The sequence below is a fragment of the Caproiciproducens sp. CPB-2 genome (assembly GCF_036287215.1).
Classification (GTDB): domain Bacteria; phylum Bacillota; class Clostridia; order Oscillospirales; family Acutalibacteraceae; genus Caproiciproducens.
The window spans coordinates 1,438,012-1,462,527 of the sequence record NZ_CP142860.1; the positions used below are offsets into that span (position 1 = coordinate 1,438,012).

A 24,516-nucleotide genomic window follows, 5' to 3' on the forward strand; every position below is an offset into this window, starting at 1 on the left:
TTAAACTTATGCAACAAGAAACCTATGGGCGGGCTTCCGTCCAAATTATCAAGTTCTGGCGGTGAATTCATGAACAATACTACTACGGATCAAGTGATAGAGATCAGGAAAAATGTTCTGGATAAGGAATTTTTCAGAATGAATGACAGGCAGAGGGAAGCGGTTTTCTGCGTAAACGGCCCCCTGCTGATCCTTGCCGGCGCCGGAAGCGGGAAAACCACCGTGCTGGTGAACCGTATCGCCAATATCATCCGTTACGGAAACGCCTACATAAGCAAAACCATTTCCGGTGATCTGACTGAGGAAGACCTGAAAGCGGCCAGACGGTATCTGAGCGCGGACGAGCCGTTGCCGCCGCAGGTAAAAAGCCGTTTTGCGGTGGAGCCCTGCCGCCCGTGGCAGATCCTTGCCATTACCTTCACCAATAAGGCTGCCGGAGAGCTGAAAAACAGGCTGATCGCCATGCTTGGGGAGGAAGGAAACGATATCTGGGCTTCCACATTCCATTCCACCTGCGCGCGCATGCTGAGGCACGACGGGGAGAAGCTCGGCTATTCCAATCATTTCACGATTTACGACACGGATGATTCCCGCCGGATGATGAAGGAATGTCAGAAAACCCTTGGCATTGACGATAAGATCCTCTCTTATAAGTCCATTCTTTCGGCAATTTCCCACGCGAAGGACAGCATGATCCTGCCCGGGGAATATCTGCGGCAGGCCGGCAGCGACAGCAGGCTGGGACTGGTCGGACAGGCGTACAAGCTTTATCAGGCAAAGCTGAAGGAAGCGGACGCCATGGATTTCGACGATTTGATCTGCAACGCGGTGTACCTGCTTCAGCAGAACCCGGACGTGCTGGAGTACTATCAGAATAAATTCCGATACGTTATGGTGGACGAGTACCAGGACACCAACCACGCGCAGTACCTGCTGGTAAAGCTGCTTGCCCAGAAGAGCGCGAACCTCTGCGTTGTGGGTGACGACGACCAAAGCATCTACAAGTTCCGCGGCGCAACCATCGAGAATATCCTGAGCTTTGAAAAGAACTTTCCAAACGCGAAGGTGATCCGGCTGGAGCAGAATTACCGTTCCACCAAAAATATTCTGAATGCGGCCAACGCGGTCATTGAAAACAACAGGGAGCGCAAAGGAAAAACGCTCTGGACGGACAATCCGGCGGGGGAGAAGCTCGGCGTACACACCGCTTTCAGCGAACAGGACGAAGCGGATTTTATCGCGAAGAAGGTGCTGGAAGGCGTTGCGGCCGGCCGGAAATTTTCCGACCATGCGATTTTGTACCGCATGAATTCCCAGTCGAATATCCTTGAAAAAATCTTTGTAAAATCCGGCATCCCCTACCGCATTATCGGCGGCCTGCGCTTCTATGAGCGGAAGGAAATCAGGGACATGATTGCGTATTTAAGCGTCATCAACAACCCTTACGACGAAATCCGGCTTCGCAGGATCATCAACCAGCCGAAGCGCTCCATTGGGGACAAGACGATTGCACAGGCTACGGAAATCGCCGCCACACTGGGGGAAAGCGTGTTCGACGTGATTAAAAACGCCGATCAGTACGAACCCTTGAAGCGGACCGCGCCCAAGCTTTTGCAGTTTGCCGCGACCATGCAGCAGCTGATTGACGCCGCGAACGATGAAAATACGAGCCTGAATGAGCTTTACCATTTGATCCTTGACAAAACGGATTATATCGGCAGCCTGAAGGTTTCCGAGAACGACGACGTGCAGGACAGGATCGACAATATCAACGAACTTGCGTCCAACCTGATCAAGTACGAGGAGGATAACGGCGAAGAGGCGACCCTTTCCGGCTTCCTCGAGGAAGTCTCCCTGCTGACCGACATCGATAACTTCGACGCAAATTCCGACAGCGTGGTCATGATGACCATCCACTCGGCAAAGGGACTGGAATTTCCGGTTGTGTTCCTGCCCGGATTCGAAGAAGGAATTTTTCCGGGGATGCAGGCAATCTACAATCCTTCGGAAATCGAAGAGGAGCGCCGTCTGGCCTATGTCGCCATCACCAGGGCGAAAGAGGAGCTGTATGTTGTCAACGCGGAAAGCCGCATGATCTTCGGCAGCACCTCCCGCAACAGGCCCTCCCGCTTTGTTGAGGAAATTCCCGAGGAACTGGTTGTCCGCAGCCGCACCAGGGAATGGAAAAAGCCGACGCCGGGAACGGCCCTTCCCACCTCCGCTTTTGAGGCAAGAGCTGTTACGACCGAATCGGCGCGCAGCTTCGGCCCGTCGAACCTGATCCACAGCGAGCCGCCGAAGGTCCGGTTCAAAGTGGGGGACAGCGTGGTCCACAAAACGTTTGGGACGGGGATGATCCTTTCCGTTTCTCCTATGGGCAACGATACCCTTCTGGAAATTACTTTTGAACAAGCCGGAACAAAAAAGCTGATGGCGAATTTCGCCCGCCTGCAAAAAGTCTGATCAAAGCGGTATAAATCCAAAGCCCGCCTGAAAAAACAGGCGGGCTTTATCTGTACTCGGCAGACTGCTGTCTGACTTTATGCTTTGCGGGAACGGTCGTTGCAGCTGCATTCAGTGACTTTTGGCGGGAAAAACTCGTCGGTCGGAAACTCAATGCGGCGGAACATATCGCATGGATTGTCTGATGTAGTGACACATTCTTTTTCCGGGATGCAGAAGTCATACGCAGGAATCAGCATTTGTACGTTTCTGACAATTTGGACGATTGTAAAAATGCCGAGTGTAACATAAACAGTACGATTGGAAGCAAAGTCGAGCTGTCCCCCGAAATGTCTGCAGATAGAGTCGGGAATCCGGCAGCAGCTTTCATTGCAATGCGACTGGCAGTCGCAGATTCTGGCGGACAGGCAGATCGGCTCCGCAATCTGGCAGGTTGCTTTGGGGAGCACGTTGCCGCACACAGAAGATGGGCTGTCGATGTCGTCCTGCGTGCAATCGGAACTGAACATTTTTACGTTGCCCTCGCTGCCATACAAAATTACCCTCTTATTGAATATGGATACACCATTTACAATGCAGGGGCTTGTGGCCAACGGACAGAATACGTCTACGCATACATCGAAGAAAAAGGTCATATCTACCGAATAAAAGCCCCTGTTGAATGGTACCGGCTCCAGATCAAGGAACACGGTAATGACGTCGGCGCTTCTAAGCCTGACGTTTGTCGCATGCTCAATCAGGTCGTGCTTATCCGGTGGGAAATAAACCCTTAAATCTTCAAGGCAATCTTTATCAGAAGAGTATACGGGCTATAAGTACACTCTGGTGGTCAGGTTCGAGTGCGAAAGCAGGTTTGGTATTTATTTATTATATTTATTATTCCATTCATCATGAGATCATCAGTTTCAGGATACCCGGCAGGTGCTATGTATCGTTACAGGAAGAGATGCGCTTATGCAGGCATATTTTTCAGCAGGTACTGTTTAGCGGGGTATTCGTCAATACTTTCGTAATCTTTGTATTCGCCGGTTTCGGAAATGCCCTCCAGATGAAGGAAGGAGGGGTGAATCAGCTTGTCGTCGATCTGGCTTGCAACAATATGCAGCTCAATTAAGCCCATTCCATCTTTCTCAATTTCCATAATTTTTTCTTTCAGAAGCTTGAGATTTACGCTTATTCTTTGCATTTCAAAAACATCCTTTATTTTTATTCGTTGCGCAACATGTTGTAATTTTAGAGGAAATGTTCCAAAATTGCAATAGCGAAAAAAGTCGCAATTTTAGAGATTTAAAGAAATAAAAAAAAATAGGATAAATAAACAAAACATTCATTTATACGATGGATTTTTTATGAATTTTTTGATGCTATTTTGTAGAAATAAGACTATTTTGATTTGTGAGAAAAATAATATTCGAATGCTTCCTGTCGAAGCAGTTAGATTTATGGTCTGTTTATGCGAATATCGTAATACTCAGGATGATTATCAAACCATTTCGCGGAGTAGGAGCAGGTAAGAAGCAAAGCTGCGCCCGGATGCGCCGAATATGTCCCGAAAAAGGGTTGGACTACGGATAAAACGGTTTCAGATACACTTCCAGCGTGAACTGCGCCGGTCTGGCGCCCTTTTCCTTGCAATAGACAATTCTGTCCACCATCGCTTTTAAGAGAAGATTTCTTTTTTGCAAAGAGGCCGAATCGTAAGCTTCCAGCACGGTACCGATACCGGCGATATCGCAGCTGCCGGGATGCGGGGTCATGGCTTTTTCTTTTATCTCCTCCAGCTTGCTTCTTTTTGCTTTTAAATAAGCCTGACGCGTCAGGAACGTATCCGGGTCGTAAATTCCCTGTTCCAGAAAGTCGTGCAGCTTTTCCATCTGGCCGTCGGTGGTTTTGATTTCCGATTCGAGGGCGCTGAGCATTTCCCTGCTGTCGGACCGCCGCATCGCAGAATCCTTTTGTGTGATTATGAAACGGTCCATGCTGTGTTTCAGCGCGTTCAGCACCGCGGCTTCCACCAGGGGCAGGGAGGAGGATACCATGCAGCCGGGTTTCTGGCAAAGCAGATAGGTTCCGCCGCGGCGGGCCACCTGCCGCTGCATCAAAGAGCCGCAGTGTGCGCAGTAAACAAGACCGGCGAGCGGGTTTTCCACCTTGCCCGTATTGGCCGGCGGATGGGACCGGCACGCCGCCGTTTTCTGCGCCTGTTCAAAGAGCTCCCCGTCAATGATGGACGGATGGATTCCCTGTACAACGGTCCATTGATCACGGGGGTTTTTCACGGTGACCTGTTTTCTGCCGCCTTTTGCGCCTTTCCGGAACCGCGTTTTTTGGTTCCAGACAATTTTTCCTATGTAAGTAGGGTTGTGCAGTATTTTCATGACGGAAGACCTGCCGAACTTTTCGGCACGGTGCGGTTTTGCGCCCATGGCGTTTACCGTGTCGGCGATCTGCTGGCAGCCCATCCCCTGATTGGCGTACAGGTCGAACATCATCCGTACAAACCGGGCCTCTTTTTCCAGTACCGCAAGCGTCGGCCTCTTGCCGACCGTCGTTTTCACGTATCCGTAAGGGGCGTTGGCGATGTACCCCCCTTCCGCAATGGTTTTTTGAATGCCCCGCTGCATCCGGCGCTTGATTGCCTTCAGCTCCTGCCGGGCCATAAAGGTTTCAAATTCCGAATAGGTCTCATCCGTTTCATTATTCAGGTCGTACGCCTTACGCGGCGTGATGATCTTTGTGTCCGCGTTTTTCAGCGTCTCCAAAATGATCCCCTGGTCGCTCATGGCGCCGCGCCCCAGGCGGTCGATATCCATGCAGAGTACGGCGTCGTATTGACCATGCTCCACGTCGGCCAGCAGCTGCAGCATCTGGGGACGGGCGTACAGCGATTCCCCGGAAACCACTTCCTCATATATTTTTACCACGGTCAGATTGCTTTTTGCGGCGAATTCCAGCAAGATTTCCCTGTGCCGCTTTAATGTTTCGTCAACCGTGTCGCTCAGCTCTTCCGCACGGCTTTTCCGCAGATAGACGGCTGTATTCATTTTATCACCCGCTTTCTCTTCCTATATTTATGGAAGAGTTCCGTGAATATACCGGCCTCCGCGTCCTTTGGGATCCGGAGGCCTTTTCCGTTTCTGAATAATTTTGGAATTACCGTGTCGGAAGCGCTTTGGCGCGAATAGGACAAACACCGGAATTCATATTTTTTACCGAGGTGATGCATATGCGCGACACAGGAAAACCGGCCGTCACCGTGCATATTTTATCGGGAACGGCCGGGGAGATCGCACGCAACAGGGAAAATCTGCGGTATGTAACGGAACAGATCTGCAGTGAAAAAAGCGAGTCCGCCGTGAAAGTGACCATCGACTGGGGAGCGCCGGCGGGGAAAGGCCTTATAAGTGGAAAGGGGAAATACCCATGAAATACGAGGTCCTTCAGGGATATATGGCCCTGTGCCGTTATTACGGATGGAAACCAACCTGGGCCGGACTGAAAGCATTCAACCGCGGAGAGCGCGCAAAGTGTCTGAAAAAGGGGGAAAGCAAAAAATGATCTGCGCGCCATGTGAAAAATGTAAGCGAAGGTCCGACAACAGGGTCTGCCGCCGCTTCTGTTCCGCTTATAAACGTGCTTTTGAACGGAACGTGGAACGGCAGCTGGACGAAACGCTGTTCCGCCGGCTCGCCAGGATTTCCAAATAAAACGGGGAGAAAAACGGAACCGCCCCAACACGGGGCGGCGTTCCTCATTGTTTTCCCATATACTCCGCAACGCGGTCGTGAAAATGCGCGTAGGAAGTGCTTCCGTTCAGCAGCTTCAGCTGCAGGTCATCCGACAGGGAAAAAAAGAAATCCTTTACCTTTCTGTCCTGCTCGGGCAGATCCGACGGGAACGGGAATTCGTAATATCCTGTATAGTCCAAGCCAATCACCTCTGGAATAGTGTATGACTATTTTTCCGAAACATGCAGAATTTTCCTTTTTTATTCCGGAAGGCGATGAAAGAAAGGCATTCGGGTCCGCATGTATCAAACGTGTTTGCTGTTCTTCACTGCATGAGTCATATACGCGCAGTCCGTCTATGCATACAGCTTCGTTAAAATTTCCTGTGTTTTGCACATTTGCAGATGTTTCCGTGCAATTTCCATCCATAAAATAATCCTCCTAACACATTTAGTGAAACCTTTGTTTCTCAATACCATTTTATGGCGGCTGTTTCATTGTGTTACAGAAATATTTTCCTGATTATAAGTCAGATTTTTCAAAATTTTGTAAAACAAATTAAATAATATAAAATAATAAATATATAGTAATATTAATCATCAAAATAGAGTAAAAATCTGCAAAAAATAAGCAATCAATACAAAATTAGCTGATTCCTTCCTGATTAATTCGTCCTTTTATAAAATCTTTTCTATTTATATTTTATTAAGATTCTGTTATAATTGTGTTAAATAAATGTAAGATGTTAATCGAAGCTAAGAATTCATCCCTCGACAGGACGAAATGAGGTTAATTTCATGTCACTTGCGCTCATAGTAGCACTTCTCCTTGTGTGCGCTTCCATCTTTGTCAACGGCTGGACGGACGCGCCGAATGCAATCGCCACTGTTGTTTCGACCCGGGTGCTTTCCCCGCGGGCGGCCGTTTTAATGGCCACGGCTTTTAATCTGGTGGGCATCATGTGCTTCGGTACGGCTGTTGCCAGCACCATTGCCAATCTCGTCAATGTCGGAACCGGCTCCAACCCTTTGATCGCCATTTGCGCCGCTCAGCTTTCCATAGTAATATGGTCGGTGTCGGCCTGGAAGTTCGGAATCCCCACGAGCGAAAGCCACGCGCTGATTGCCGGGCTGATGGGTTCGGGAATCGCCTACAACGGCTTTTCCGCCTTTAAGCTGGCCGAGTTTCAAAAGGTGCTGTGGGGAATCGTCATCTCGACGATTGTCGGTTTTTTTGCGGCCTATGTCGTCACCAAGGTGATCGGCTTTTTATTTTGCAGGATGAAACGAGCCAAAGCGAACCGCTTTTTTTCTTTGGGACAGATCGCTTCCGCCGCTTTAATGGCTACGAGCCACGGCGCACAGGACGGTCAGAAATTTATGGGCGTTTTTGTGCTTGTGATTCTTCTTGCAAACAATCAGCCTGTTCCGGCAACGGTACATATCGATATCTGGATTATGCTGCTGTGCTCGCTTGTGATGGCGGTCGGCACCTCCGTCGGCGGGTACCGCATCATCAAGACCATGGGGATCGATATGGTCAAACTGGAAAAGTATCAGGGATTTTCCGCTGAAATCGTGGCGTCTCTGTGTATGCTGGTTACGACCGTGTGCTCCGGAATTCCCCTTTCCACCACCAACACGAAAGGCACCGCCATGATGGGCGCGGGCGCGGCAAGGCGTTTTTCCGACGTAAACTGGGGAATTGCCAAAGAAATGGTAATGGCGTGGGTACTGACCTTCCCTGCCTGCCTGATTCTTGGTTATGCGATGACCAAACTGTTTATACTGATCTTTTAGAATGGTGTAGACGGTATAGAATATGTATATAGGAAAGAATCTGTGTATGTGAAGGGTAAGGGAAACTATCATGAGTAATTTTTTTGCTAAAGGGCCGGACTATTTCTCCTTGTTTGAAAAGGGAATCGGTATTTCCTGTCAGGCCGCAAAAGTGCTTCAGACCTCGTTTACGGATGGAAGGATCGACAAAAAAGAAATCACCCTGCTGAAAGAGCTTGAACATGACGGGGACAAGCACGTTCATTACTGCTCCAACCTCATTGCGGACGCTTTTATCACGCCGATCGACCGTTCGGATATGATGGATATGGTCCGCGCGATCGAGTCGATTACGGACAGCATCGACGATATCGGGAATCAGATTTATATGATGCATATTTCCGAGGCGAATGAAACGACCGTCAAGCTGGTGGATCTGATCGTCAAAAGCTGCGAAGGCCTTTGTACTTTAATGGCCGACTTTAAACAGTTTAAGAAAAATCTGAAGAGCATTAAGCAAATGTCTGTTTATGTTAACCATCTGGAAGAAGAGGGAGACGCTATTTTCAGCGAAGCAATGAGAGAACTGTTCGATCCGGCAAACAAAATGGAAATGATCGATGTGATCCGGCTCCAGAATCTTTACAATACCATGGAGAATTCGCTGGATTACTGTGAAGACGTCGCCGACATTGTAGAACAGATTATTATTTCCAACACCTGAGTTCATTGCCTTTTTGAAGCTCACCTTTCTGACGGGTGGGCTTTTTATTTTTCCGGCAAAAAGGGTGGGAAAGTTGCATATTGAACCGCAACCAATAGTTTGCTATAATACTCTTAATCATGACATCATTGTGTAAAAGGGGATTTTTCATGGCAAAGGTTACTTTGATTGCTTATACTCCCGAACCGGAAAAAACAGTTGCGCAGGCGGCAAAGCTCTGTTATTCGCCTGCTTCCATAGAAGAGATATCGGAAGGACTCACCGGCGAAAAGGTCGCGTCCTTTGTGGACATGCTGGCCGAAATCGGGCATGAAAGCCCGATTGAGCACGCGTCCTTCACCTTTGGGATCGAAGGGGTCTCCCGTTCCTTCCTGGCGCAGATGACCCGCCACCGCATCGCTTCCTACAGCGTGCAGAGCCAGCGCTACGTGACGGAAGCCTGTTTTGAATACGTGATTCCGCCGGAGATCGAGGCGATCCCCGAAGCGAAGGCGGAGTTCCTTCTGGCCATGAAGGAGGACCAAAAACACTACGAAAAGCTGACGTCCCTTTTAAAGGAGAAGCATAAAAAAACGCTGACGGACGCCGGAAAGGATGAAAAGTCCGCCGAGCGCGCCGCGCAGAAGCAGGCGATTGAGGACGCGCGGTTTGTCCTGCCCAACGCCTGCGACACCAAGATGGTGTGCACGATGAACGCCCGCTCGCTGTATAATTTCTTTTCCCACCGCTGCTGCAACCGCGCCCAGTGGGAAATCCGAGCCGTCGCGGTGGAGATGCTGCGGCTGGTCCGCGGCGTGGCGCCGCACCTTTTCAGGCACTGCGGGCCGCCCTGTTTGCGCGGTGCATGCCCGGAGGGCAAAATGTCCTGCGGCAAAATCAACGAGGTGCGCGAGTTTTTTAATGGAATAGGGGAAAACTGATGAGCGGAAAATTAATTACCATGGAGGGCCTGGACGGCAGCGGAAAGGCAACGCAGACCGAACTGCTCTGCAAAGCGCTGGCCGGGCGGGGCGTGCGTCTGCGCCGCGTTTCCTTTCCGGACTATAACGAGCCGTCCTCCGTTCTGGCCAGGATGTACCTGAACGGGGAATTCGGCGCCGATCCCGACGATGTGAACGCGTACGCCGCTTCCTCGTTTTACGCGGTCGACCGTTATGCGAGCTACCAAAAACACTGGCGGCAGGATTACCGTAACGGTTCCCTGATTATTGCCGACCGGTACACCACCTCCAACATCGTGTTTCAGCTTTCCAAGCTGCCGCGGGAACAGTGGCCCGGTTTTGTGGAGTGGGTGCAGGATTATGAATACGACAAGCTGGGGCTGCCCCGCCCCGATCTGACCATTTACCTCAATATGCCTCTGGAGGTTTCGCAGAAGCTTTTGAGCGGCAGGTACCATGGAAACGAAGAGAAGAAGGATATCCACGAAAGCAACGCGGAGTACCTGCGCGCATGCCGCACCAGCGCGGACTACGCGGTGCGGAGGCTGAACTGGAAAACGGTTCAGTGCGCGGACAGCGGGAGGCTGAAAACGGTTGAACAGATTCACGGCGAAGTCTTGGAGATTGCGGTGGGCGTGCTGTAGCCCGCGGCTTCCCTGCGAAAAAGAAGGACGGTTTGGTATGATTTGCTTTGCTGATTGGGAAATGCGCGGCGAGCTTGCCGAAATCTGGGCAAGCTGTTTCCACGAGCCGGTGCGTCCGGCAAAATATTTCCTCAATAATTATTATAAGCCCGAAAACTGTCTGGTTTATAAAATGGGGGAGAAAACCGCGTCCGTCGTTTATCTGCTGCCCGCCCGGATTCTTGCCGGCCCGGCGGCCGTACAGGCGCACTATATTTATGCGGCGGCTACTTTGCCGCAGTACCGCGGGCACGGCTGTATGGCGGCGCTTCTGGCCGCGGCCGCGCTGGTGGGGGCTAACCGGGGGGATCAGTATTCCGCGGTGCTTCCCGCCGAACCGGGGCTGTACGGCCTTTATGAAAAGTCCGACTATACGAAATTCTTTCAGGTCGGTACCGTTTCCCTGTCGCTGGAGGAAATGTGCTCTCTGGCCGATTCGGGGATTTCTGCCAGAGCCCTTCTGACGTATGGCCAGATGAACGGGCTCCGCCGGGAAAAGCTGGCGGGGAGAACCGGTTCCGTGCTTTGGAGCGACGAAGCGTTTGCCTTTGCCGCCGGAATGGGCAGAATCTACGGAGACAGAATGATCTGCTCCCGCACCGGTGAAAAATTCGCGTACGCCCTGTGCCGCCGGACGGATTCCGACGCCTGTACGGTTCTGGAACTGATGGCGGACGGCGATACCATCCGCGATCTTGCGGCGAACATTATCAGCGGCTTGCCGGCCGAACGGTATACGTTCCGTCTGCCCGTCTGGGAGACCCTTTTGGGAAAGCGGGGGGAAATATCCGATTTCGGAATGCTGAAGCCCCTCGGAGGGGCTGCTTTGGACCCGCTGCGTCAGGCTTCGGCCGCGCCGTATCTCGGACTGCCGCTGGATTAATTTTGGAGGTGTGAAAATGATTTATCTTTTTCTGGCAAATGGATTTGAGGAAATCGAAGCGCTGGCGACCGTCGATGTTTTAAGGCGCGCCGGCTGCGACGTAGTTACGGTCGGCGTCGGCGGCAAAAAAATCACCGGGTCGCATCGAATCGAAGTGACCGCCGACATAGAGGAAAAGGAAGCGGTGACGGACGGGCTGGATATGGTGGTGCTGCCGGGCGGAATGCCGGGAACGCTCAATCTTGAAAAATCCCCGATTGTGAAAGCCGTCATCCGTTACTGCGCGGAAAACGACCGATATCTCTGCGCGATCTGCGCGGCCCCCTCCATCCTTGGCCATATGAATCTGCTGAAAGAACATACGGCGACCTGTTTCCCGGGCTATGAGCAGGAGCTGCACGCAAAAACCGTGTCCTCCGGACCGGTCTGCGTCAGCGGAAAGATCGTCACGGCGAGGGGCGCGGGCGTCGCCGTCGAATTTGCGCTTCAAATTGTGGAAGTGCTGTTCGGCGCTGAAAAATCAAAGATGCTTAGGAAGTCGATGCAATGTATGTAAGAAATATCCGGGAAATCAAGATGAATCTGCGCGCGCGCTACCGCCAGTTCCGCGAAAAGCTGGGTGAGGACCGGAAAATCAGCCTGGATTCCACGATCCAGAGCAGGCTGCTCGCGCTGCGGGAATACGCGCTGGCGGACACGGTCTTTACGTATGTCAGCAAGTCGATCGAGGTGGACACGATTGCCCTGATCAAGGCCGCGCTGGCCAATCACAAGCTGGTCGCCGCGCCGCGCTGCGTTCCGGACACCTACGATATGGAATTCTTTTATATCACCTCTCTTGACGATCTGGAAAAAGGCAGCTTCGGCGTGCTGGAACCGATCGTATCGAAGTGCCGCAGGGTGACCGATTTTTCCCGGGGTTTCTGCATTGTGCCGGGACTCAGCTTTGACGCGCAGGGGTACCGCCTCGGTTACGGCAAGGGGTATTACGACCGCTTTCTGGCGGAGTTCGGCGGGACCACCGTCGGAATCTGCTATTCCGGCTGTGTCCAGTGGAATCTGCCCCACGGCTACTACGACAAGCCGGTCGACATTCTGATTACAGAGAAATACATCCGGAGAATGGCAAATCAGAAAAACTGAAGTGGCCATCCTGATGTTCAAAACAGGAGGACGTATCCATGAACGACGACAGGGACCTTAACGAGTACCACCAGAAAAAGGTGGAAAGCTTTAAGCTGAATATTCCCGATGAGGATTTAGGCGATACGCCGGGTACGGACCTTTCTTCCGATCTGCGCGGTACGGACGACGCCGGGGCCAACAGCGTCATCAGCAGCTACAGCGACCCGCGCGAGGCGCAGAGGGCAAAGTCCATGCAGGATGAAGCGGAAATCAAAGCAGAAAGGGCGCACCAGCTCCGCAACAAGGAAAAGGGCAGAAAAAACAAGGGCTTTTTCCGGTTCATCTGGATCATTATGGTTCTGTTTGCTTCCATCCTTTTTTCGCAGTTTCTGATTACGGGAATCAACGATATGCTTGCAATCGGCAAGGAAAAGGTGAGCGTGACGGTCGAAATACCGAAGAACGCCTCTACCAGGCAGGTTGCGGAAGTTCTGAACAGCGCCGGCATTATCCGCGACACGGGTTTCTTTCAGGTTTATTCCAAGCTGACGAAAGCGGACGGCCATTACAGCAACGGCAGCTATAAGATCGATACCAATATGGACTATGAAGCCATTATCAATAACCTTCAGTCTAATATGAACCGTGTGGATACCGTTAAAATCACCTTCAAAGAGGGCGCCAACATCCTTGAAATTGCGGACCTGATGGAGAAAAACGGAGTCTGCTCTTCCAAGGATATGCTTTCCGTCGTAAATTCCGACGCCTTTGATAAAAGCTATGAAATGCTTCAGGCAATCACAAACGAGCCGGACCGCTACTACAAGCTTGAGGGCTACCTTTTCCCGGACACCTATGAATTTTATAAGGACGAGGACCCCGAGCAGGCGGTCGAAAAGCTGATCAGCAACTGCAGCAAGAAGCTGACCAAGCAGATCCGCAATAAGGCGGCGGCAGAGAATATGACGATTGACCAGCTGATGACGCTGGCTTCCATGATCCAGGCGGAAGCGGCGGACAAAGACGATATGTACAAAATTTCCTCCGTTTTCCACAACCGCCTGAACAGCGGCGGAGAGGGCGACCTGCTTCGCCTGCGTTCGGACCCGACCACCTATTATCCGTACCGTACCAAGGCGGCCGTACCGTCCAATATACGCGAAACCTATAAGAGCAAATACGATACTTATACCATCAAGGGCCTGCCCGCGGGGCCGATCTGCAACCCGGGCGCGGATGCGATCGACGCGGCCTTAAATCCCGCAAGCACCAAATATTATTACTTTTGCCATGATAAAGACGGAAAAGCGTATTATGCTGCAACCAATGCGCAGCATGAAGCGAATCTGAAAAAGGCGGGACTGAAATAGAAGGCTTTGGAGGACAGAAATTGACGGATACGAATCAACGCGTTGAGCTGCTTTCCCCTGTGGGTGACAGGGAACGGCTCGGCGCGGCAATCAGCTTTGGCGCCGACGCGGTTTATCTGGCGGGACAGGAGTTCGGCATGCGCACGGCGCCGTCCAATTTTACAAACGAAGAACTGGTTCAGGCGGTGCGATACGCGCACGGAAAAAACGTCAAGGTCTATCTGACCTGCAACACCGTGCCGCACAACGACGAACTCTCGCGTCTGCCGGAATTTCTGCGGTTTGCGCAGGAAGCCGGGGTGGACGCGCTGATCATCGCGGATTTCGGGGTGATGGCGATGGCGAAGAAATACGCTCCGAAGGTGGATATCCACATGTCCACACAGGCCGGCGTCGCGAACTACGTCAGCGCCCGCGAGCTATACGGTCTGGGCGCTTCCCGCGTTGTGCTGGCGCGCGAGCTGAGCCTCGGGGAAATTGCGGAAATCCGCGCCAAAACGCCCCGGGAGCTTGAACTGGAGGTTTTTGTGCACGGCGCTATGTGCGTTTCGTTTTCCGGCCGCTGCCTGTTGTCCAGTTATCTGACCGGGCGCGACGCGAACCGCGGCGACTGCGCGCAGCCATGCCGCTGGGAATACGCGCTGATGGAAGCCAAGCGCCCGGGCCAGTACATGCCGGTTTCCGAGGACGGCCACGGCGCCTATATCCTGAATTCAAAAGATTTATGCATGGTCGAGTATATTCCGGAAATTCTGAAAACCGGCGTGACAAGCCTGAAAATAGAGGGCAGGGCAAAGTCCGCGTACTATGTTTCGGTGACGACCAACGCCTACCGGAACGCCATTGACGAATATTGCGCGGACCCGGAAAAAAAGGTCTCCCCATGGATCATGGAGGAGCTGAACAAGATCAGCCACCGCGAGTACAGCACCGGCTTCTACTTCGGGACCGAACCGGGGCAGGTGTACGGAAACGGCGGCTATGTGCGGGAATACGATGTCATTGCCGTCTGTGAAAGCTATGAAAACGGCGTGGCGGCGCTTTCCCAGCGCAACCGCTTTTTCAAAGGCGATACCGCCGACGTGCTGGAGGCGGGAAACCGTCCGTTCCTGCTTCCGCTGAACGAATTATATGACGGGGACTGGAACCCGATCGATTCGGCGCCCCACGCCACGATGACCGTATTTCTGAAAACCGACCGGCCCATAAAAAAGGGCGCAATCCTGCGCAAGGCAAGAACCTAACCTATCGTATCGATTCCATGCATTGGCAGGGAAAATCATGATTAAAGCTCCTCCATATTGGGAATCCTAACCAGTATGGGGGAGTGTTTTTATGGAAAAAAGAACAGCCGCTTTTTTCGGTGTATTTATGCTTTGTCTGTTTCTCTGCGTTTTAAGCCTGTACACGGTGTCGGACGGCGCCCAGCTTGCCGCGACCGCCGACAACCAGAGCAGTTACAAGCTGGTTGTGGCAAAAACAAGAGGGACCATTTACGACTGCAATAAAGTCTCTTTGACGGGCGCGGATACGGAGTACGCCGCCGCCATTGCGCCGAGCGTGGAGGGGGCGGCGGCGCTCAGCAAGGTGCTGACGGAAAAGGAGCTGGAGAGTGTTTATCCATCCCTGACCGCGGGCAAGCCGTTTGCCCTGAAGCTGCCGAAAAGCATTACCGCAAACGGGATCGACGTATTTCCCGTTGAGAAAAGGTATGCCGACAAACAGCCCGCCGTTCACATCATAGGCTATCTGGACGGCTCCGGTGCGGGCGCCGCCGGGATAGAAAAAGCGTTCAACAAGCAGCTGACGCAGAATCAGGGGCAGATTTCCGTCACCTATAAGGTGGACGCCGTCAACCGCGTGCTGGCGGGAGAGGACAAAAAAATCAGCGATTCCTCGTACCTGCACAACAGCGGGGTCGTGCTGACAATCGATAAGAATATTCAGGAAATCGCCGAAGAAGCCGCCGGGAAATATCTGACCAAGGGCGCGGTGATCGTTACGGAGGTGCCGTCGTGCAAAATCCGCGCGATGGTCAGCCTGCCCGACTTTTCACCGAACAACATCGCGACGGCGCTGAAAGCGGAGGGCTCTCCGCTCGTCAACCGCTGCCTTTCCGCGTATAACGTGGGTTCCGTATTCAAGCTCGTTTCCGCCTCCGCGGCTTTGGAATACGGCATTTCACCGGACACCCAGTACACCTGCACCGGCTCGATCGACGTGGACGGCGGCATTTTCCATTGCTTTAACGGAGAGAGCCATGGCGCCGAAAATATGAAATCGGCGATCGCGCAGTCCTGCAACACCTATTTCATCAGTCTCATGAAGCAGGTGCCCCAGGCCCAGTTCCTGCTGATGGCACAGAGCATGGGCTTTGGCCGTTCCTTTGAGATCGCGCCGGGCGTCTCGTCGGCTTCGGGCAATCTTCCCACCTTAAAAAGCCTCAATATCCCGAGGGCTTTGGCGAACTTTTCGTTCGGGCAGGGGGATCTGACCGCCACGCCTCTGCAGATTGCGGCAATGGTGAACGCGATCGCAAGCAACGGGGAGTATACCCAGCCCTACCTGTACGAGGGTCTTGTGGATGAAAATCTGAAATACACGGCGAAAGCGCCCGCACAGGAAAGCACTCAGGTGATTTCACAGAACACGGTGGACCTGCTCCGGGATTTTATGAAGGAATCCATTGAGACGGGAACCAGCAAAAAAGGCAAACCGGCCAAGGGCGGGGCGGGCGCGAAAACCGCGACCGCCCAGACGGGACGGTATGTGAACGGGGTGGAGGCGGTGGAATCCTGGTTTTCCGGGTTCTATCCGTATGAAAATCCGAAGTACGTGATCACGGTGTTTGCGGAGGACGGCACCGGCGGCGGCGCGACCTGCGGACCGGTCTTCAAGCAGATTGCCGACGCGCTGGCCGATAAAATCGGTCAATAACCGACAACTATATTGACAAGCCGCGGGATTCAGTTTATAATCAGGATGAAATAAAATGAATAGTGCCGGGAACCCCGGCACAGCAATAAGGGCGATGAAGGGTACGAAGGTGCCGGGCACTGCAAAAGAGAGGAAATTCACGGCTGAAAGATTTCCGCGGCTGCCGTCACCGAAGCCAACCCGCAGCCCCGCGGTGAAGAACCGCGGCGTTTTCCCCGCGTTAAGGGGGTTCAAGCGGCGCTCAGGCGCAATTTGGGTGGTACCACGGATTTCTCCGTCCCATTGTGGACGGTGAAGTCTATTTTTTTGCGGCGCGCCGCAATTTCAAAGTCAATTATTTTTGCCTGACAGGCGGAATGGAGTTATTGCAATGGAATGGACAGGGTTAAATGAACTGCGTGAAAAGTATCTGTCGTTTTTTGAATCGAAGGGGCATCTGCGCCTGCAGAGCTTTTCGCTGATTCCCAAGGACGACAACAGCCTTTTGCTGATTAATTCCGGCATGGCGCCGATGAAAAAATATTTTACCGGAGAGGTGACTCCCCCGCGCAAAAGAGTGACGACCTGCCAGAAATGCATCCGTACGCCGGACATTGAGCGCGTCGGCATCACCGCCCGGCACGGCACCTATTTTGAGATGCTGGGCAATTTTTCCTTCGGCGATTATTTTAAGCATGAGGCCACCGCGTGGGCGTGGGAATTCTGCACCAAAGTGCTCGAAATGCCGGTGGATAAGCTTTGGGTCACCATTTATACCGATGACGACGAAGCGTTTGAAATCTGGACGAAGGAAGTCGGCGTCGACCCGTTGCACATTGTCCGCCTGGGAAAAGAGGACAATTTCTGGGAGCACGGCTCCGGCCCCTGCGGCCCCTGCTCCGAAATCTATTTTGACCGTGGCGAACAGTACGGCTGCGGCTCGCCGACCTGCGGCGTAGGCTGCGACTGCGACCGCTACGTCGAATTCTGGAACGTGGTGTTCTCCCAGTTCAACAGCGACGGCAAGGGCAACTACCCGCCGATGGAGCATCCGAATATCGACACCGGCATGGGGCTGGAGCGCCTTGCCTGCATCATGCAGGGCGTGGACAACCTGTTCCTTGTCGATACCGTCCAGAACATCATGAAGCATATCTGCCGCATTTCCGGCGTCAAATACGGCGACGACCCGAAAAAGGACATTTCCCTGCGGGTCATCACCGACCATATCCGCAGCACCACCTTTATGATCGGCGACGGCGTCATGCCGTCCAACGAGGGCCGCGGCTACGTCCTGCGCCGCCTGCTGCGCCGTGCCGCGCGCCACGGGCGCCTGCTCGGGATCAGCCGCACGTTCCTTGCGGAGGTTGCGCAGACGGTCATTGACGAGAATAAAAACGCATATCCCGAACTGGATGAAAAACGCGCCATGATCACAAAGCTCATCGGCGTGGAGGAAGAAAGCTTTGCAAAAACGATCGATCAGGGGCTTCAGCTTCTGGGCGGCTATATCGACAACAGCGGCAACAAGGTCTTTTCCGGCGCGGACGCGTTCCGCCTCAACGATACCTACGGCTTCCCGATCGACCTGACAAAGGAAATTTTAGCGGAGCGCGGCATGACCGTTGATGAAGAGGAGTTTCAGCACCTGATGCGGGAGCAGCGCGAACGCGCGCGGGCCGCGAGAAAGAACGCCGGAGCGGACGCCTGGGAAGGCGAAAGCGACCTGCTCGAAAATATTCCGGAAACCAGATTTCTCGGCTATGGGCAGATGGAGACCGTGGCAAAGGTCCTTGCGATTATCCGCGGCGGCGAACGCGTACAATCCGCAACCGCGGGCGACGAAATCACCCTGGTGCTCGATAGGACCGCTTTCTACGCGGAAAGCGGCGGTCAGGTCGGCGATACCGGTTCCGTCGAGTCCGCCGACGCGATGCTGGAGGTCAGAAATACCACCAAGAACCACGCGAAAAATTATCTGCATCACGCCGTTGTGACGGCCGGGCAGATCAGCGTCGATGAAGAAGTCAAAGCTTCTGTGGACCGGGAAAGACGCCTCGCAATTATGCGCAACCACACGACCGCGCATCTGCTTCAGGCCGCGCTGCGCAGGGTGCTGGGCGACCACGTGGAGCAGGCCGGACAGCTTGTCAATGAAAAGCATGTCCGCTTCGACTTTACGCATTTTTCCGCTCTGACGAAGGAAGAGCTAAAAAAGGTCGAACAGCTTGTCAATCAGGTGATTTTGAGCGGAACAAACGTGGAGTGCCGTGAAATGCCGATCGAAGAGGCAAAGAAGCTGGGCGCGATGGCCCTGTTCGGCGAAAAATACGGCGATATCGTCCGCGTCGTCACCGTCGGCGATTTCAGCCGTGAATTCTGCGGCGGTACCCATATGGACAACACCGCGAAAATCGGCCTGTTTAAAATCCTGTCGGAAAGCTCCGTCGCCGCCGGCGTGCGCCGGATCGAGGGCGTTACCGGCACGGGCATGCTCGATTTGCTGAACCGTACCATCGGCGAGATCGACGAGGCGGCAGCCGCATTGAAGCTGAACAATTCCTCCGAGCTGGTGCAGAAAGCAGCCCAGCTTTCCGCAGAGCTGAAGGAAAAGGACAGGACCATAGAGGCGCTCAACTCCAGGCTGGCGGGAATTCAGATCGACAGCCTGATTGCCGGCGCAAAGCAGGTGGGCGGCGTTCAGGTCATCACCGCCGTGTTCCCCGGAACGGAGCCGGACGCGCTGCGCGCCCTCTGCGACAAAGCGCGTGACCATGCCCCGGACATGGTTGCCGTGTTTGCCGGAACCCGGGACGGAAAGGCCAACATCGCCGCGTGCGTCGCTAAGGAAGCACTGGCGAAGGGCGTCAACGCCGGTCAGATTGTGCGCGCGGTCGCACAGCTTGCGGGCGGCAACGGCGGCGGCAGGGCGGACAGTGCCATGGCCGGTGCGAAGGATTTGTCAAAGCTGGACGGCGCTCTGGCGGAAGTTGAGAAAATTGTTGCCAATATGCTCAAATGATACTATAATAATAGCGTTGCATTGTTAGAACAAAGGAGGTCTCGGTGTGGACTGCGTGTTTTGTAAAATAGCGAACGGCGAAATTCCCAGTAAAAAGGCATATGAGGATGACCGTGTGCTGGCGTTTTACGATCTGGATCCCCAGGCGCCCGTGCATATTCTGATGATTCCAAAAGAACATATTCAGTCTGTGGAAGATATCACGGAGGAAAACAGCGCGATTGTCGCCCATATTTTTGAAGTGGCGGCAAAGCTCGCAAAAGAAAACAATCTGGAAAAAGGGTTTCGTGTTGTCAGCAATGTGGGGAAGGACGGCGGCCAGAGCGTGCCGCACCTGCATTTCCACCTGCTTGGGGGCCGTTCCATGAAGTGGCCTCCGGGCTGATAAACAGCGTTTGATTTCAATCGGAAAGGTCGAATAATAATGGGTGAATATTACAAGATGACAATTGCGGGCTGCAAGCGCGAATTGCCGATTTGTCCGATCAGCGACACGCTCGACATCGCGGGCTTTGTGATGCTCGGCGACGTGGAGATCACGGAAAAAACGGCGGCCGCGCTTCTCAAGAAATGCCCGGAGCATGATGTCGTCGTCACGGCGGAAACGAAGGGGATCCCGCTCTGCTATGAAATGGCCCGTCAGGGCTGCCGCCGTTATATTGTCGCGCGCAAAAGCGTAAAAGCATACATGCGCAACCCCATTCACGTAGAGGTGAAATCCATCACCACGGATCATGTGCAGAAGCTTTATCTTGCGGAAGACGATTATAAGGGACTGAACGGCAAGCGCGTCCTGATTGTGGACGACGTGATCAGCACGGGGGAATCCCTTGCTGCGATGGAGGACCTTGTCAGGCAGTTCGGCGGCAATATTGTCGGCCGCGCCTGCGTGCTCGCCGAGGGCGACGCCAAGGACAGGGACGATATTATTTATCTGGAGCCTCTGCCGTTGTTTTTTAAATAATCCGGACATTTTTATTTCGGGGGAGTTATGATGAAGCGGCCGCTTGTGCTGGTGGGTTTTTGTTATCTGCTGACACTGGCGGCCGCCGTTTATTTTGGCCCGGAGTTATCGCTGGTTCTTGCCTGTGCCTCTCTGGCGGGGTTCCTGATTACCGCGCTGGCGCCGAAAACGCGTGCTGTTGGCGTGTTTCCCGCCGCACTGCTTGCGGTGACGCTGGCGTTCGGCAGCTTTTACGCGGTTCATCAGTCCCAGGTGGAACCGGCGGAGCTGCTTGCCGGCCGGGACGCGGTGATCGACGGTACTGTCTGCGAGCTTCCCTATCAGGCGTACAACCGGTTTTATTATATTGTGGAAGTCAACGACATCTCCCTGAAAGACGCCCCCAGGCCGCTGAAAATACGGATTTCGTCACAGGGCGCTCTGAATGTGGAGCCGTATTCCCATATCCAAGGGAAGGTGCATCTGTTCCTGCCTTCGGGCGGGGAGGGCTATTCCTCGCGCTCCTACTATGCTTCCAAGGGAATCACCCTGTTTTCCTACCTTTATGAATATGAAAGCGTGCGGGTGAGTCCCCCTGCGCGAAAGCCGCCGTACTATTACGCGCTGAAGCTTCGGTCCGCGCTGCTGAAATCCGTCCGCTCCATGCTGCCTCCCAGTGAGGCCAGGCTGGTCAACGGGGTCCTTTTCGGCGATCAGACCAGCCTTTCCCCACAGGTGACCGCCGATTTCCGTGCTATCGGCGTCTCCCATATCTTATCCGTTTCCGGGCTGCACATGACGACGATGGCCGAGCTGATCCTGATGCTGCTTCTGTTTTTCAGGGTGCCGAAGAAGCCCGCGGCGGCTTTGGCCGGTGTCGGCGTGGTCTGCTTTATGGCGGTTACCTGCTTTGTCCCGTCCGTTACGCGCAGCGGGGTGATGTGTCTGATTTACCTTTCGGGCATGCTTTTGTCCCGTCATCCGGATTCGTTGAATTCCCTGAGCATTTCCGTGCTGCTGATCGGCTGGTCGAACCCGTACGCCGCCGCGGACGTGGGCTTGCTGCTCTCGTTTTCCGCAACACTGGGGCTGATTTTATTTTCCGGACAGACGGCTGGCTATTTGAACCGGAAATATGATAAAATAAAGAAGATCGGTCCCCTTGTGCGCGGGGTCAACGGGATTCTGGGGACCACCGTATGGGCGGTGCTCTTTACGCTGCCGATCGTCATCCTTTCCTTTCAAAGCGTTTCGCTCGCCGCGCCGGTCGCCAACCTTCTGGAGCTGGTCCCTTCCACGCTGATGATGAATTTTGCGGCCATTGCCGCCGTGATCAATCTGATCGCCCCACAGTCCTTCCTCGCCATGCCGTTTGCGCTGGTTTCGGGGCTGCTGGCGAAATATATGCTTGCCTGCGCGCACTGGCTCGCGCAAACTCCGTTCGCCTCTGTTTCGGCGTCCTACGGCTTTGTGACGCTCTGGCTCTCCGGTACGCTTCTTTTGACTGCCGCGACCGTCCTGATGATGAAAAGCCGGAAGCTGTTTCGGGTCACCGCGCTGCTTTCGCTGATTTTGCTTCTGACAGGTATTTTTTCCTATCAGCTCTCCATGCGCAACGTGACGCGCCTTGCCGTTCTGGACGGCGCCGGGTCCGTCGTTCTTACGCGCAACGGCCGCGCGGCGGTGATCGGCTGCGGAGGCTTTCGCTCCGAAACCATCGGCAGCTATCTGCGCAGCCAGGGGGTAACGGGGCTGGACGTCCTTCAGCCGCTGACCCTGACGGCGGAGGAAGCAAAAAACGCCGCGGAGCTGATGAATGCGTTTACGCCGGACAGGCTTGTGATCCAAAAAGACGGGATGATCGATACGTTTATCCGAAAAGCGGTTCCGCAAACGGGGAGCGTGGCTCCATACGATCTTTCTGCCGACACGAAATTGTGGAAGAATACGCAGGTGCAGACGCGGTTTGACGGCACCGCTTCCGCGGCGCGGATTACGTGCGGCGGCGTGTCGGTTCTGGTTTGCCCCGCCGGGGCAAACCTTGACGGCCTGCCGGAGAAATGGCTTGCCTCCGATTTTGTGGCGGCGGATTCCGTTCCGAAAAACGCAGACCTGTTTCATCCCCTGTTTACCATCTTTTCTGCGGATGGGGAAACGATGGGAGGAAACGTTTCACAGATAAAAAAGCTGAGCCCGATTGTGACGGGCGGCGCCGGGAATATTGTACTGCAGATCAAGGACGACGGGACTTTACAATTAAGGAGGGAGTAATATGCCCGAAATTACCGAAGCGGAATTGAAAAAACAAATTGAAAAGGCGGATTTTGCAAACCTCTATTTTCTGCATGGGGAAGAAAAATACCTGGTTGGGTTCTATGCGAAAAAACTGATTGCCAAAGCCGCGGGGACCGCGTTTCTCGATTTCAATTTTCAGCGCTTTGACGATTCCGCTACGGTCGATCAGATCGCGTCGGCGGTGGAAGCGCTCCCCTTTATGGCGGAGCGCAAATGCGTGGCGGTCGCCGACCTGGATGTGGAAGGTCTGCACGCGCAGGAAGCGGCCAAGCTGGACGAGCTCCTGAAAAGCGTTCCGGACACAACCGTGCTGGTGCTTTATCTGCCGTCTGCGGAAATCAATTACAAAAAAGATAAAAAATGGAAAAAGCTGATGGATACGGTCAATCAGGCGGGCGTGACGGTTCACCTGAAAAAACGCTCCGGGCCGGACCTTGAGAAAGCCCTGTGCGCCGCGGCGGAAAAACGGGGCTGCGAGCTCTCGCGGCAGAACGCCGGGCGTATTGTCGGTTACTGCGGAAACGACCTGCAGACGCTGTTCAACGAGCTGGAAAAGCTATGCGCTTTTGTAAAGGAAGGCGCGATCACCGCGAAGACGATTGACGCGCTGGTGGTGAAGAATCTGGAAACCCGGGTATATGATCTGTCCAAGGCGATTATCGCGGGCCAGTACGACAAAGCCTACGGGATTCTGGACCTGCTGTTTTATCAGAATGAGGAGCCCGTTTCCGTTCTGGCGGTGCTTTCCTCCGCTTATGTCGACATGTACCGCGTCAGGGTTTCCATTCAGAGCGGATTCACCGCGTCGGAGCCCGCAAAGCACTTTGACTATGCCCGCAAGGAATTCAGGCTCACCAACGCGGAGAGGGACGCGAAGAAACTGACCACGCCCATGCTGCGCCAGAGCCTTCAGGCGCTTCTGGGGGCGGATACCGCGCTGAAAAGCGCGCGCGGCGACCGGCGCATCCTTATGGAAAAGCTGATCGCGCAGCTTTTACTCATAGCGGAAAGGGAGAAAACGGCTTGATTAAAGTAAAGGAAGCGGTCATAGTAGAGGGGAAGTACGATAAGATCAAGCTTTCCTCGATCATTGACGGTTTAATTATAGAGACGCGGGGATTCCGGATCTTCCGCGATAAAGAACAGATGGAAATGATCCGCCGGCTGGCGGACAAACGCGGAATTTTGGTTCTGACGGACAGCGATTCGGCCGGATTCCTCATCCGGAACTATCTTTCCGGCGCGGTCAGCCCGGATAAAATCAAGCATGCCTATATTCCCGATATTTTCGGGAAAGAGGGCCGTAAGGACAAACCCTCCAAGGAAGGGAAGCTTGGGGTGGAAGGGGTGCCTGTGCAGGCGATCGTTGACGCCCTGCGGCGTGCGGGCGTTACCTGCAGCGAGGACGAAGCCCCCGCGGGACGGAAGATTGCCAAGACGGACCTTTATCTTGCCGGCCTGTCAGGCGGGGAAAACAGCGCGCAGAAAAGAAGGACATTTTTGAAGGAGCTGGCGCTGCCGGAGCATCTGGCGGTAAATTCGATGGTCGGCGTTCTGAACAGCATTATGAGTTACGACGAATTTTGCAGTTTCATTGACAAACTTTTTAAAAACGCATAATTGGGGGTTGACAATCGAACGGATA

The 24,516-nt window shown here is 53.7% G+C and carries 24 protein-coding genes; 20 read left to right on the plus strand and 4 right to left on the minus strand.

What is annotated here, in order from left to right; translation table 11 throughout:
- Positions 1-69: 69 nt before the first annotated feature.
- Positions 70-2,463 carry an ATP-dependent helicase gene (locus VXK30_RS07110; RefSeq protein ID WP_275714073.1) on the plus strand — a complete coding sequence of 798 codons (2,394 nt, stop codon included), beginning with the start codon at positions 70-72 and terminating at the stop codon, positions 2,461-2,463.
- A gap of 77 nt (positions 2,464-2,540) precedes the next feature.
- Here the strand turns inward: VXK30_RS07110 and VXK30_RS07115 are convergent, their stop codons facing one another.
- The 3 genes from VXK30_RS07115 to VXK30_RS07125 form a co-directional block, all read right to left on the minus strand.
- Entirely contained in the window at positions 2,541-2,999 is a 459-nt protein-coding gene (locus tag VXK30_RS07115) for a hypothetical protein (protein WP_275714075.1), read from the minus strand.
- Between the two features lie 416 nt (positions 3,000-3,415).
- Positions 3,416-3,649: a hypothetical protein gene (locus tag VXK30_RS07120; RefSeq protein WP_275714077.1), complete on the minus strand. Its 234-nt coding sequence runs from the start codon at positions 3,647-3,649 to the stop codon at positions 3,416-3,418.
- A 379-nt stretch (positions 3,650-4,028) separates the two neighbouring features.
- The gene (locus VXK30_RS07125) at positions 4,029-5,507 is read right to left on the minus strand and encodes a recombinase family protein (protein ID WP_275714079.1); all 1,479 of its coding nucleotides are present in this window, start codon (positions 5,505-5,507) and stop codon (positions 4,029-4,031) included.
- Between the two features lie 182 nt (positions 5,508-5,689).
- Between VXK30_RS07125 and VXK30_RS07130 the strand changes: the two genes are divergently transcribed.
- From VXK30_RS07130 to VXK30_RS07140, 3 genes are read left to right on the plus strand one after another with little or no spacing between them, the layout of a single operon-like run.
- Entirely contained in the window at positions 5,690-5,890 is a 201-nt protein-coding gene (locus VXK30_RS07130) for a hypothetical protein (protein WP_275714081.1), read from the plus strand.
- Positions 5,887-6,021 carry a hypothetical protein gene (locus VXK30_RS07135; RefSeq protein WP_275714083.1) on the plus strand — a complete coding sequence of 45 codons (135 nt, stop codon included), beginning with the start codon at positions 5,887-5,889 and terminating at the stop codon, positions 6,019-6,021. The genes VXK30_RS07130 and VXK30_RS07135 overlap by 4 nt, the downstream gene beginning before the upstream one ends.
- Complete coding sequence (locus VXK30_RS07140) at positions 6,018-6,170, plus strand: hypothetical protein (RefSeq protein WP_275714085.1); 153 nt, start codon at positions 6,018-6,020, stop codon at positions 6,168-6,170. Before VXK30_RS07135 ends, VXK30_RS07140 begins: the two co-directional genes overlap by 4 nt.
- Positions 6,171-6,214: 44 nt before the next feature.
- Here the strand turns inward: VXK30_RS07140 and VXK30_RS07145 are convergent, their stop codons facing one another.
- Positions 6,215-6,391, minus strand: coding sequence for a hypothetical protein (locus VXK30_RS07145; protein WP_275714087.1), 177 nt, complete (start codon positions 6,389-6,391; stop codon positions 6,215-6,217).
- Between the two features lie 597 nt (positions 6,392-6,988).
- On the opposite strand from VXK30_RS07145, the gene VXK30_RS07150 reads away from it, so the two are divergent.
- From VXK30_RS07150 to VXK30_RS07225, 16 genes are all read left to right on the plus strand, one after another.
- A complete protein-coding gene (locus VXK30_RS07150; protein WP_275714089.1) occupies positions 6,989-7,990 on the plus strand; it encodes an inorganic phosphate transporter in 1,002 nt (333 codons plus the stop codon).
- 70 nt (positions 7,991-8,060) lie between these two features.
- Entirely contained in the window at positions 8,061-8,693 is a 633-nt protein-coding gene (locus VXK30_RS07155; RefSeq protein WP_275714091.1) for a DUF47 domain-containing protein, read from the plus strand.
- Positions 8,694-8,842: 149 nt separating this feature from the next.
- Complete coding sequence (gene thyX / locus VXK30_RS07160; protein WP_275714093.1) at positions 8,843-9,613, plus strand: FAD-dependent thymidylate synthase; 771 nt, start codon at positions 8,843-8,845, stop codon at positions 9,611-9,613.
- Positions 9,613-10,278, plus strand: a complete 666-nt coding sequence (locus VXK30_RS07165) for a dTMP kinase (RefSeq protein ID WP_275714095.1) — start codon at positions 9,613-9,615, stop codon at positions 10,276-10,278. The genes thyX and VXK30_RS07165 overlap by 1 nt, the downstream gene beginning before the upstream one ends.
- Positions 10,279-10,315: 37 nt before the next feature.
- Positions 10,316-11,200, plus strand: coding sequence for a GNAT family N-acetyltransferase (locus VXK30_RS07170; RefSeq protein ID WP_275714097.1), 885 nt, complete (start codon positions 10,316-10,318; stop codon positions 11,198-11,200).
- Between the two features lie 16 nt (positions 11,201-11,216).
- The gene (locus VXK30_RS07175; RefSeq protein ID WP_275714099.1) at positions 11,217-11,756 is read left to right on the plus strand and encodes a DJ-1 family glyoxalase III; all 540 of its coding nucleotides are present in this window, start codon (positions 11,217-11,219) and stop codon (positions 11,754-11,756) included.
- Positions 11,747-12,343 carry a 5-formyltetrahydrofolate cyclo-ligase gene (locus tag VXK30_RS07180; protein WP_275714101.1) on the plus strand — a complete coding sequence of 199 codons (597 nt, stop codon included), beginning with the start codon at positions 11,747-11,749 and terminating at the stop codon, positions 12,341-12,343. The genes VXK30_RS07175 and VXK30_RS07180 overlap by 10 nt, the downstream gene beginning before the upstream one ends.
- 38 nt (positions 12,344-12,381) lie before the next feature.
- Positions 12,382-13,695, plus strand: coding sequence for an endolytic transglycosylase MltG (mltG, locus tag VXK30_RS07185; RefSeq protein WP_275714103.1), 1,314 nt, complete (start codon positions 12,382-12,384; stop codon positions 13,693-13,695).
- A 20-nt stretch (positions 13,696-13,715) separates the two neighbouring features.
- Positions 13,716-14,939: a peptidase U32 family protein gene (locus tag VXK30_RS07190; RefSeq protein WP_275714105.1), complete on the plus strand. Its 1,224-nt coding sequence runs from the start codon at positions 13,716-13,718 to the stop codon at positions 14,937-14,939.
- A gap of 91 nt (positions 14,940-15,030) precedes the next feature.
- Positions 15,031-16,632: a peptidoglycan D,D-transpeptidase FtsI family protein gene (locus VXK30_RS07195; RefSeq protein WP_275714107.1), complete on the plus strand. Its 1,602-nt coding sequence runs from the start codon at positions 15,031-15,033 to the stop codon at positions 16,630-16,632.
- A 370-nt stretch (positions 16,633-17,002) separates the two neighbouring features.
- A complete protein-coding gene (alaS, locus tag VXK30_RS07200; protein WP_275714109.1) occupies positions 17,003-19,633 on the plus strand; it encodes an alanine--tRNA ligase in 2,631 nt (876 codons plus the stop codon).
- A 46-nt stretch (positions 19,634-19,679) separates the two neighbouring features.
- Positions 19,680-20,018 carry a histidine triad nucleotide-binding protein gene (locus tag VXK30_RS07205; protein WP_275714110.1) on the plus strand — a complete coding sequence of 113 codons (339 nt, stop codon included), beginning with the start codon at positions 19,680-19,682 and terminating at the stop codon, positions 20,016-20,018.
- Between the two features lie 39 nt (positions 20,019-20,057).
- Positions 20,058-20,597, plus strand: a complete 540-nt coding sequence (locus VXK30_RS07210) for a phosphoribosyltransferase family protein (RefSeq protein WP_275714112.1) — start codon at positions 20,058-20,060, stop codon at positions 20,595-20,597.
- A gap of 27 nt (positions 20,598-20,624) precedes the next feature.
- Positions 20,625-22,847 (plus strand): ComEC/Rec2 family competence protein, encoded by a 2,223-nt coding sequence (locus VXK30_RS07215; protein ID WP_275714115.1) that lies wholly within the window; start codon positions 20,625-20,627, stop codon positions 22,845-22,847.
- A 1-nt stretch (position 22,848) separates the two neighbouring features.
- Positions 22,849-23,898, plus strand: a complete 1,050-nt coding sequence (holA, locus tag VXK30_RS07220) for a DNA polymerase III subunit delta (protein ID WP_275714117.1) — start codon at positions 22,849-22,851, stop codon at positions 23,896-23,898.
- A complete protein-coding gene (locus tag VXK30_RS07225; RefSeq protein ID WP_275714119.1) occupies positions 23,895-24,491 on the plus strand; it encodes a toprim domain-containing protein in 597 nt (198 codons plus the stop codon). The genes holA and VXK30_RS07225 overlap by 4 nt, the downstream gene beginning before the upstream one ends.
- The last annotated feature ends 25 nt before the right edge of the window (positions 24,492-24,516 follow it).

Bases quoted from the DNA above. Each gene is read 5' to 3' on its own strand.
- VXK30_RS07110 (WP_275714073.1), top strand. From the start codon at position 70: ATGAACAATACTACTACGGATCAAGTGATAGAGATCAGGAAAAATGTT.
- VXK30_RS07120 (WP_275714077.1), bottom strand. From the start codon at position 3,649: ATGCAAAGAATAAGCGTAAATCTCAAGCTTCTGAAAGAAAAAATTATG.
- VXK30_RS07125 (WP_275714079.1), bottom strand. From the start codon at position 5,507: ATGAATACAGCCGTCTATCTGCGGAAAAGCCGTGCGGAAGAGCTGAGC.
- VXK30_RS07130 (WP_275714081.1), top strand. From the start codon at position 5,690: ATGCGCGACACAGGAAAACCGGCCGTCACCGTGCATATTTTATCGGGA.
- VXK30_RS07135 (WP_275714083.1), top strand. From the start codon at position 5,887: ATGAAATACGAGGTCCTTCAGGGATATATGGCCCTGTGCCGTTATTAC.
- VXK30_RS07140 (WP_275714085.1), top strand. From the start codon at position 6,018: ATGATCTGCGCGCCATGTGAAAAATGTAAGCGAAGGTCCGACAACAGG.
- VXK30_RS07150 (WP_275714089.1), top strand. From the start codon at position 6,989: ATGTCACTTGCGCTCATAGTAGCACTTCTCCTTGTGTGCGCTTCCATC.
- VXK30_RS07155 (WP_275714091.1), top strand. From the start codon at position 8,061: ATGAGTAATTTTTTTGCTAAAGGGCCGGACTATTTCTCCTTGTTTGAA.
- thyX (WP_275714093.1), top strand. From the start codon at position 8,843: ATGGCAAAGGTTACTTTGATTGCTTATACTCCCGAACCGGAAAAAACA.
- VXK30_RS07165 (WP_275714095.1), top strand. From the start codon at position 9,613: ATGAGCGGAAAATTAATTACCATGGAGGGCCTGGACGGCAGCGGAAAG.
- VXK30_RS07170 (WP_275714097.1), top strand. From the start codon at position 10,316: ATGATTTGCTTTGCTGATTGGGAAATGCGCGGCGAGCTTGCCGAAATC.
- VXK30_RS07175 (WP_275714099.1), top strand. From the start codon at position 11,217: ATGATTTATCTTTTTCTGGCAAATGGATTTGAGGAAATCGAAGCGCTG.
- VXK30_RS07180 (WP_275714101.1), top strand. From the start codon at position 11,747: ATGTATGTAAGAAATATCCGGGAAATCAAGATGAATCTGCGCGCGCGC.
- mltG (WP_275714103.1), top strand. From the start codon at position 12,382: ATGAACGACGACAGGGACCTTAACGAGTACCACCAGAAAAAGGTGGAA.
- VXK30_RS07195 (WP_275714107.1), top strand. From the start codon at position 15,031: ATGGAAAAAAGAACAGCCGCTTTTTTCGGTGTATTTATGCTTTGTCTG.
- alaS (WP_275714109.1), top strand. From the start codon at position 17,003: ATGGAATGGACAGGGTTAAATGAACTGCGTGAAAAGTATCTGTCGTTT.
- VXK30_RS07210 (WP_275714112.1), top strand. From the start codon at position 20,058: ATGGGTGAATATTACAAGATGACAATTGCGGGCTGCAAGCGCGAATTG.
- VXK30_RS07215 (WP_275714115.1), top strand. From the start codon at position 20,625: ATGATGAAGCGGCCGCTTGTGCTGGTGGGTTTTTGTTATCTGCTGACA.
- holA (WP_275714117.1), top strand. From the start codon at position 22,849: ATGCCCGAAATTACCGAAGCGGAATTGAAAAAACAAATTGAAAAGGCG.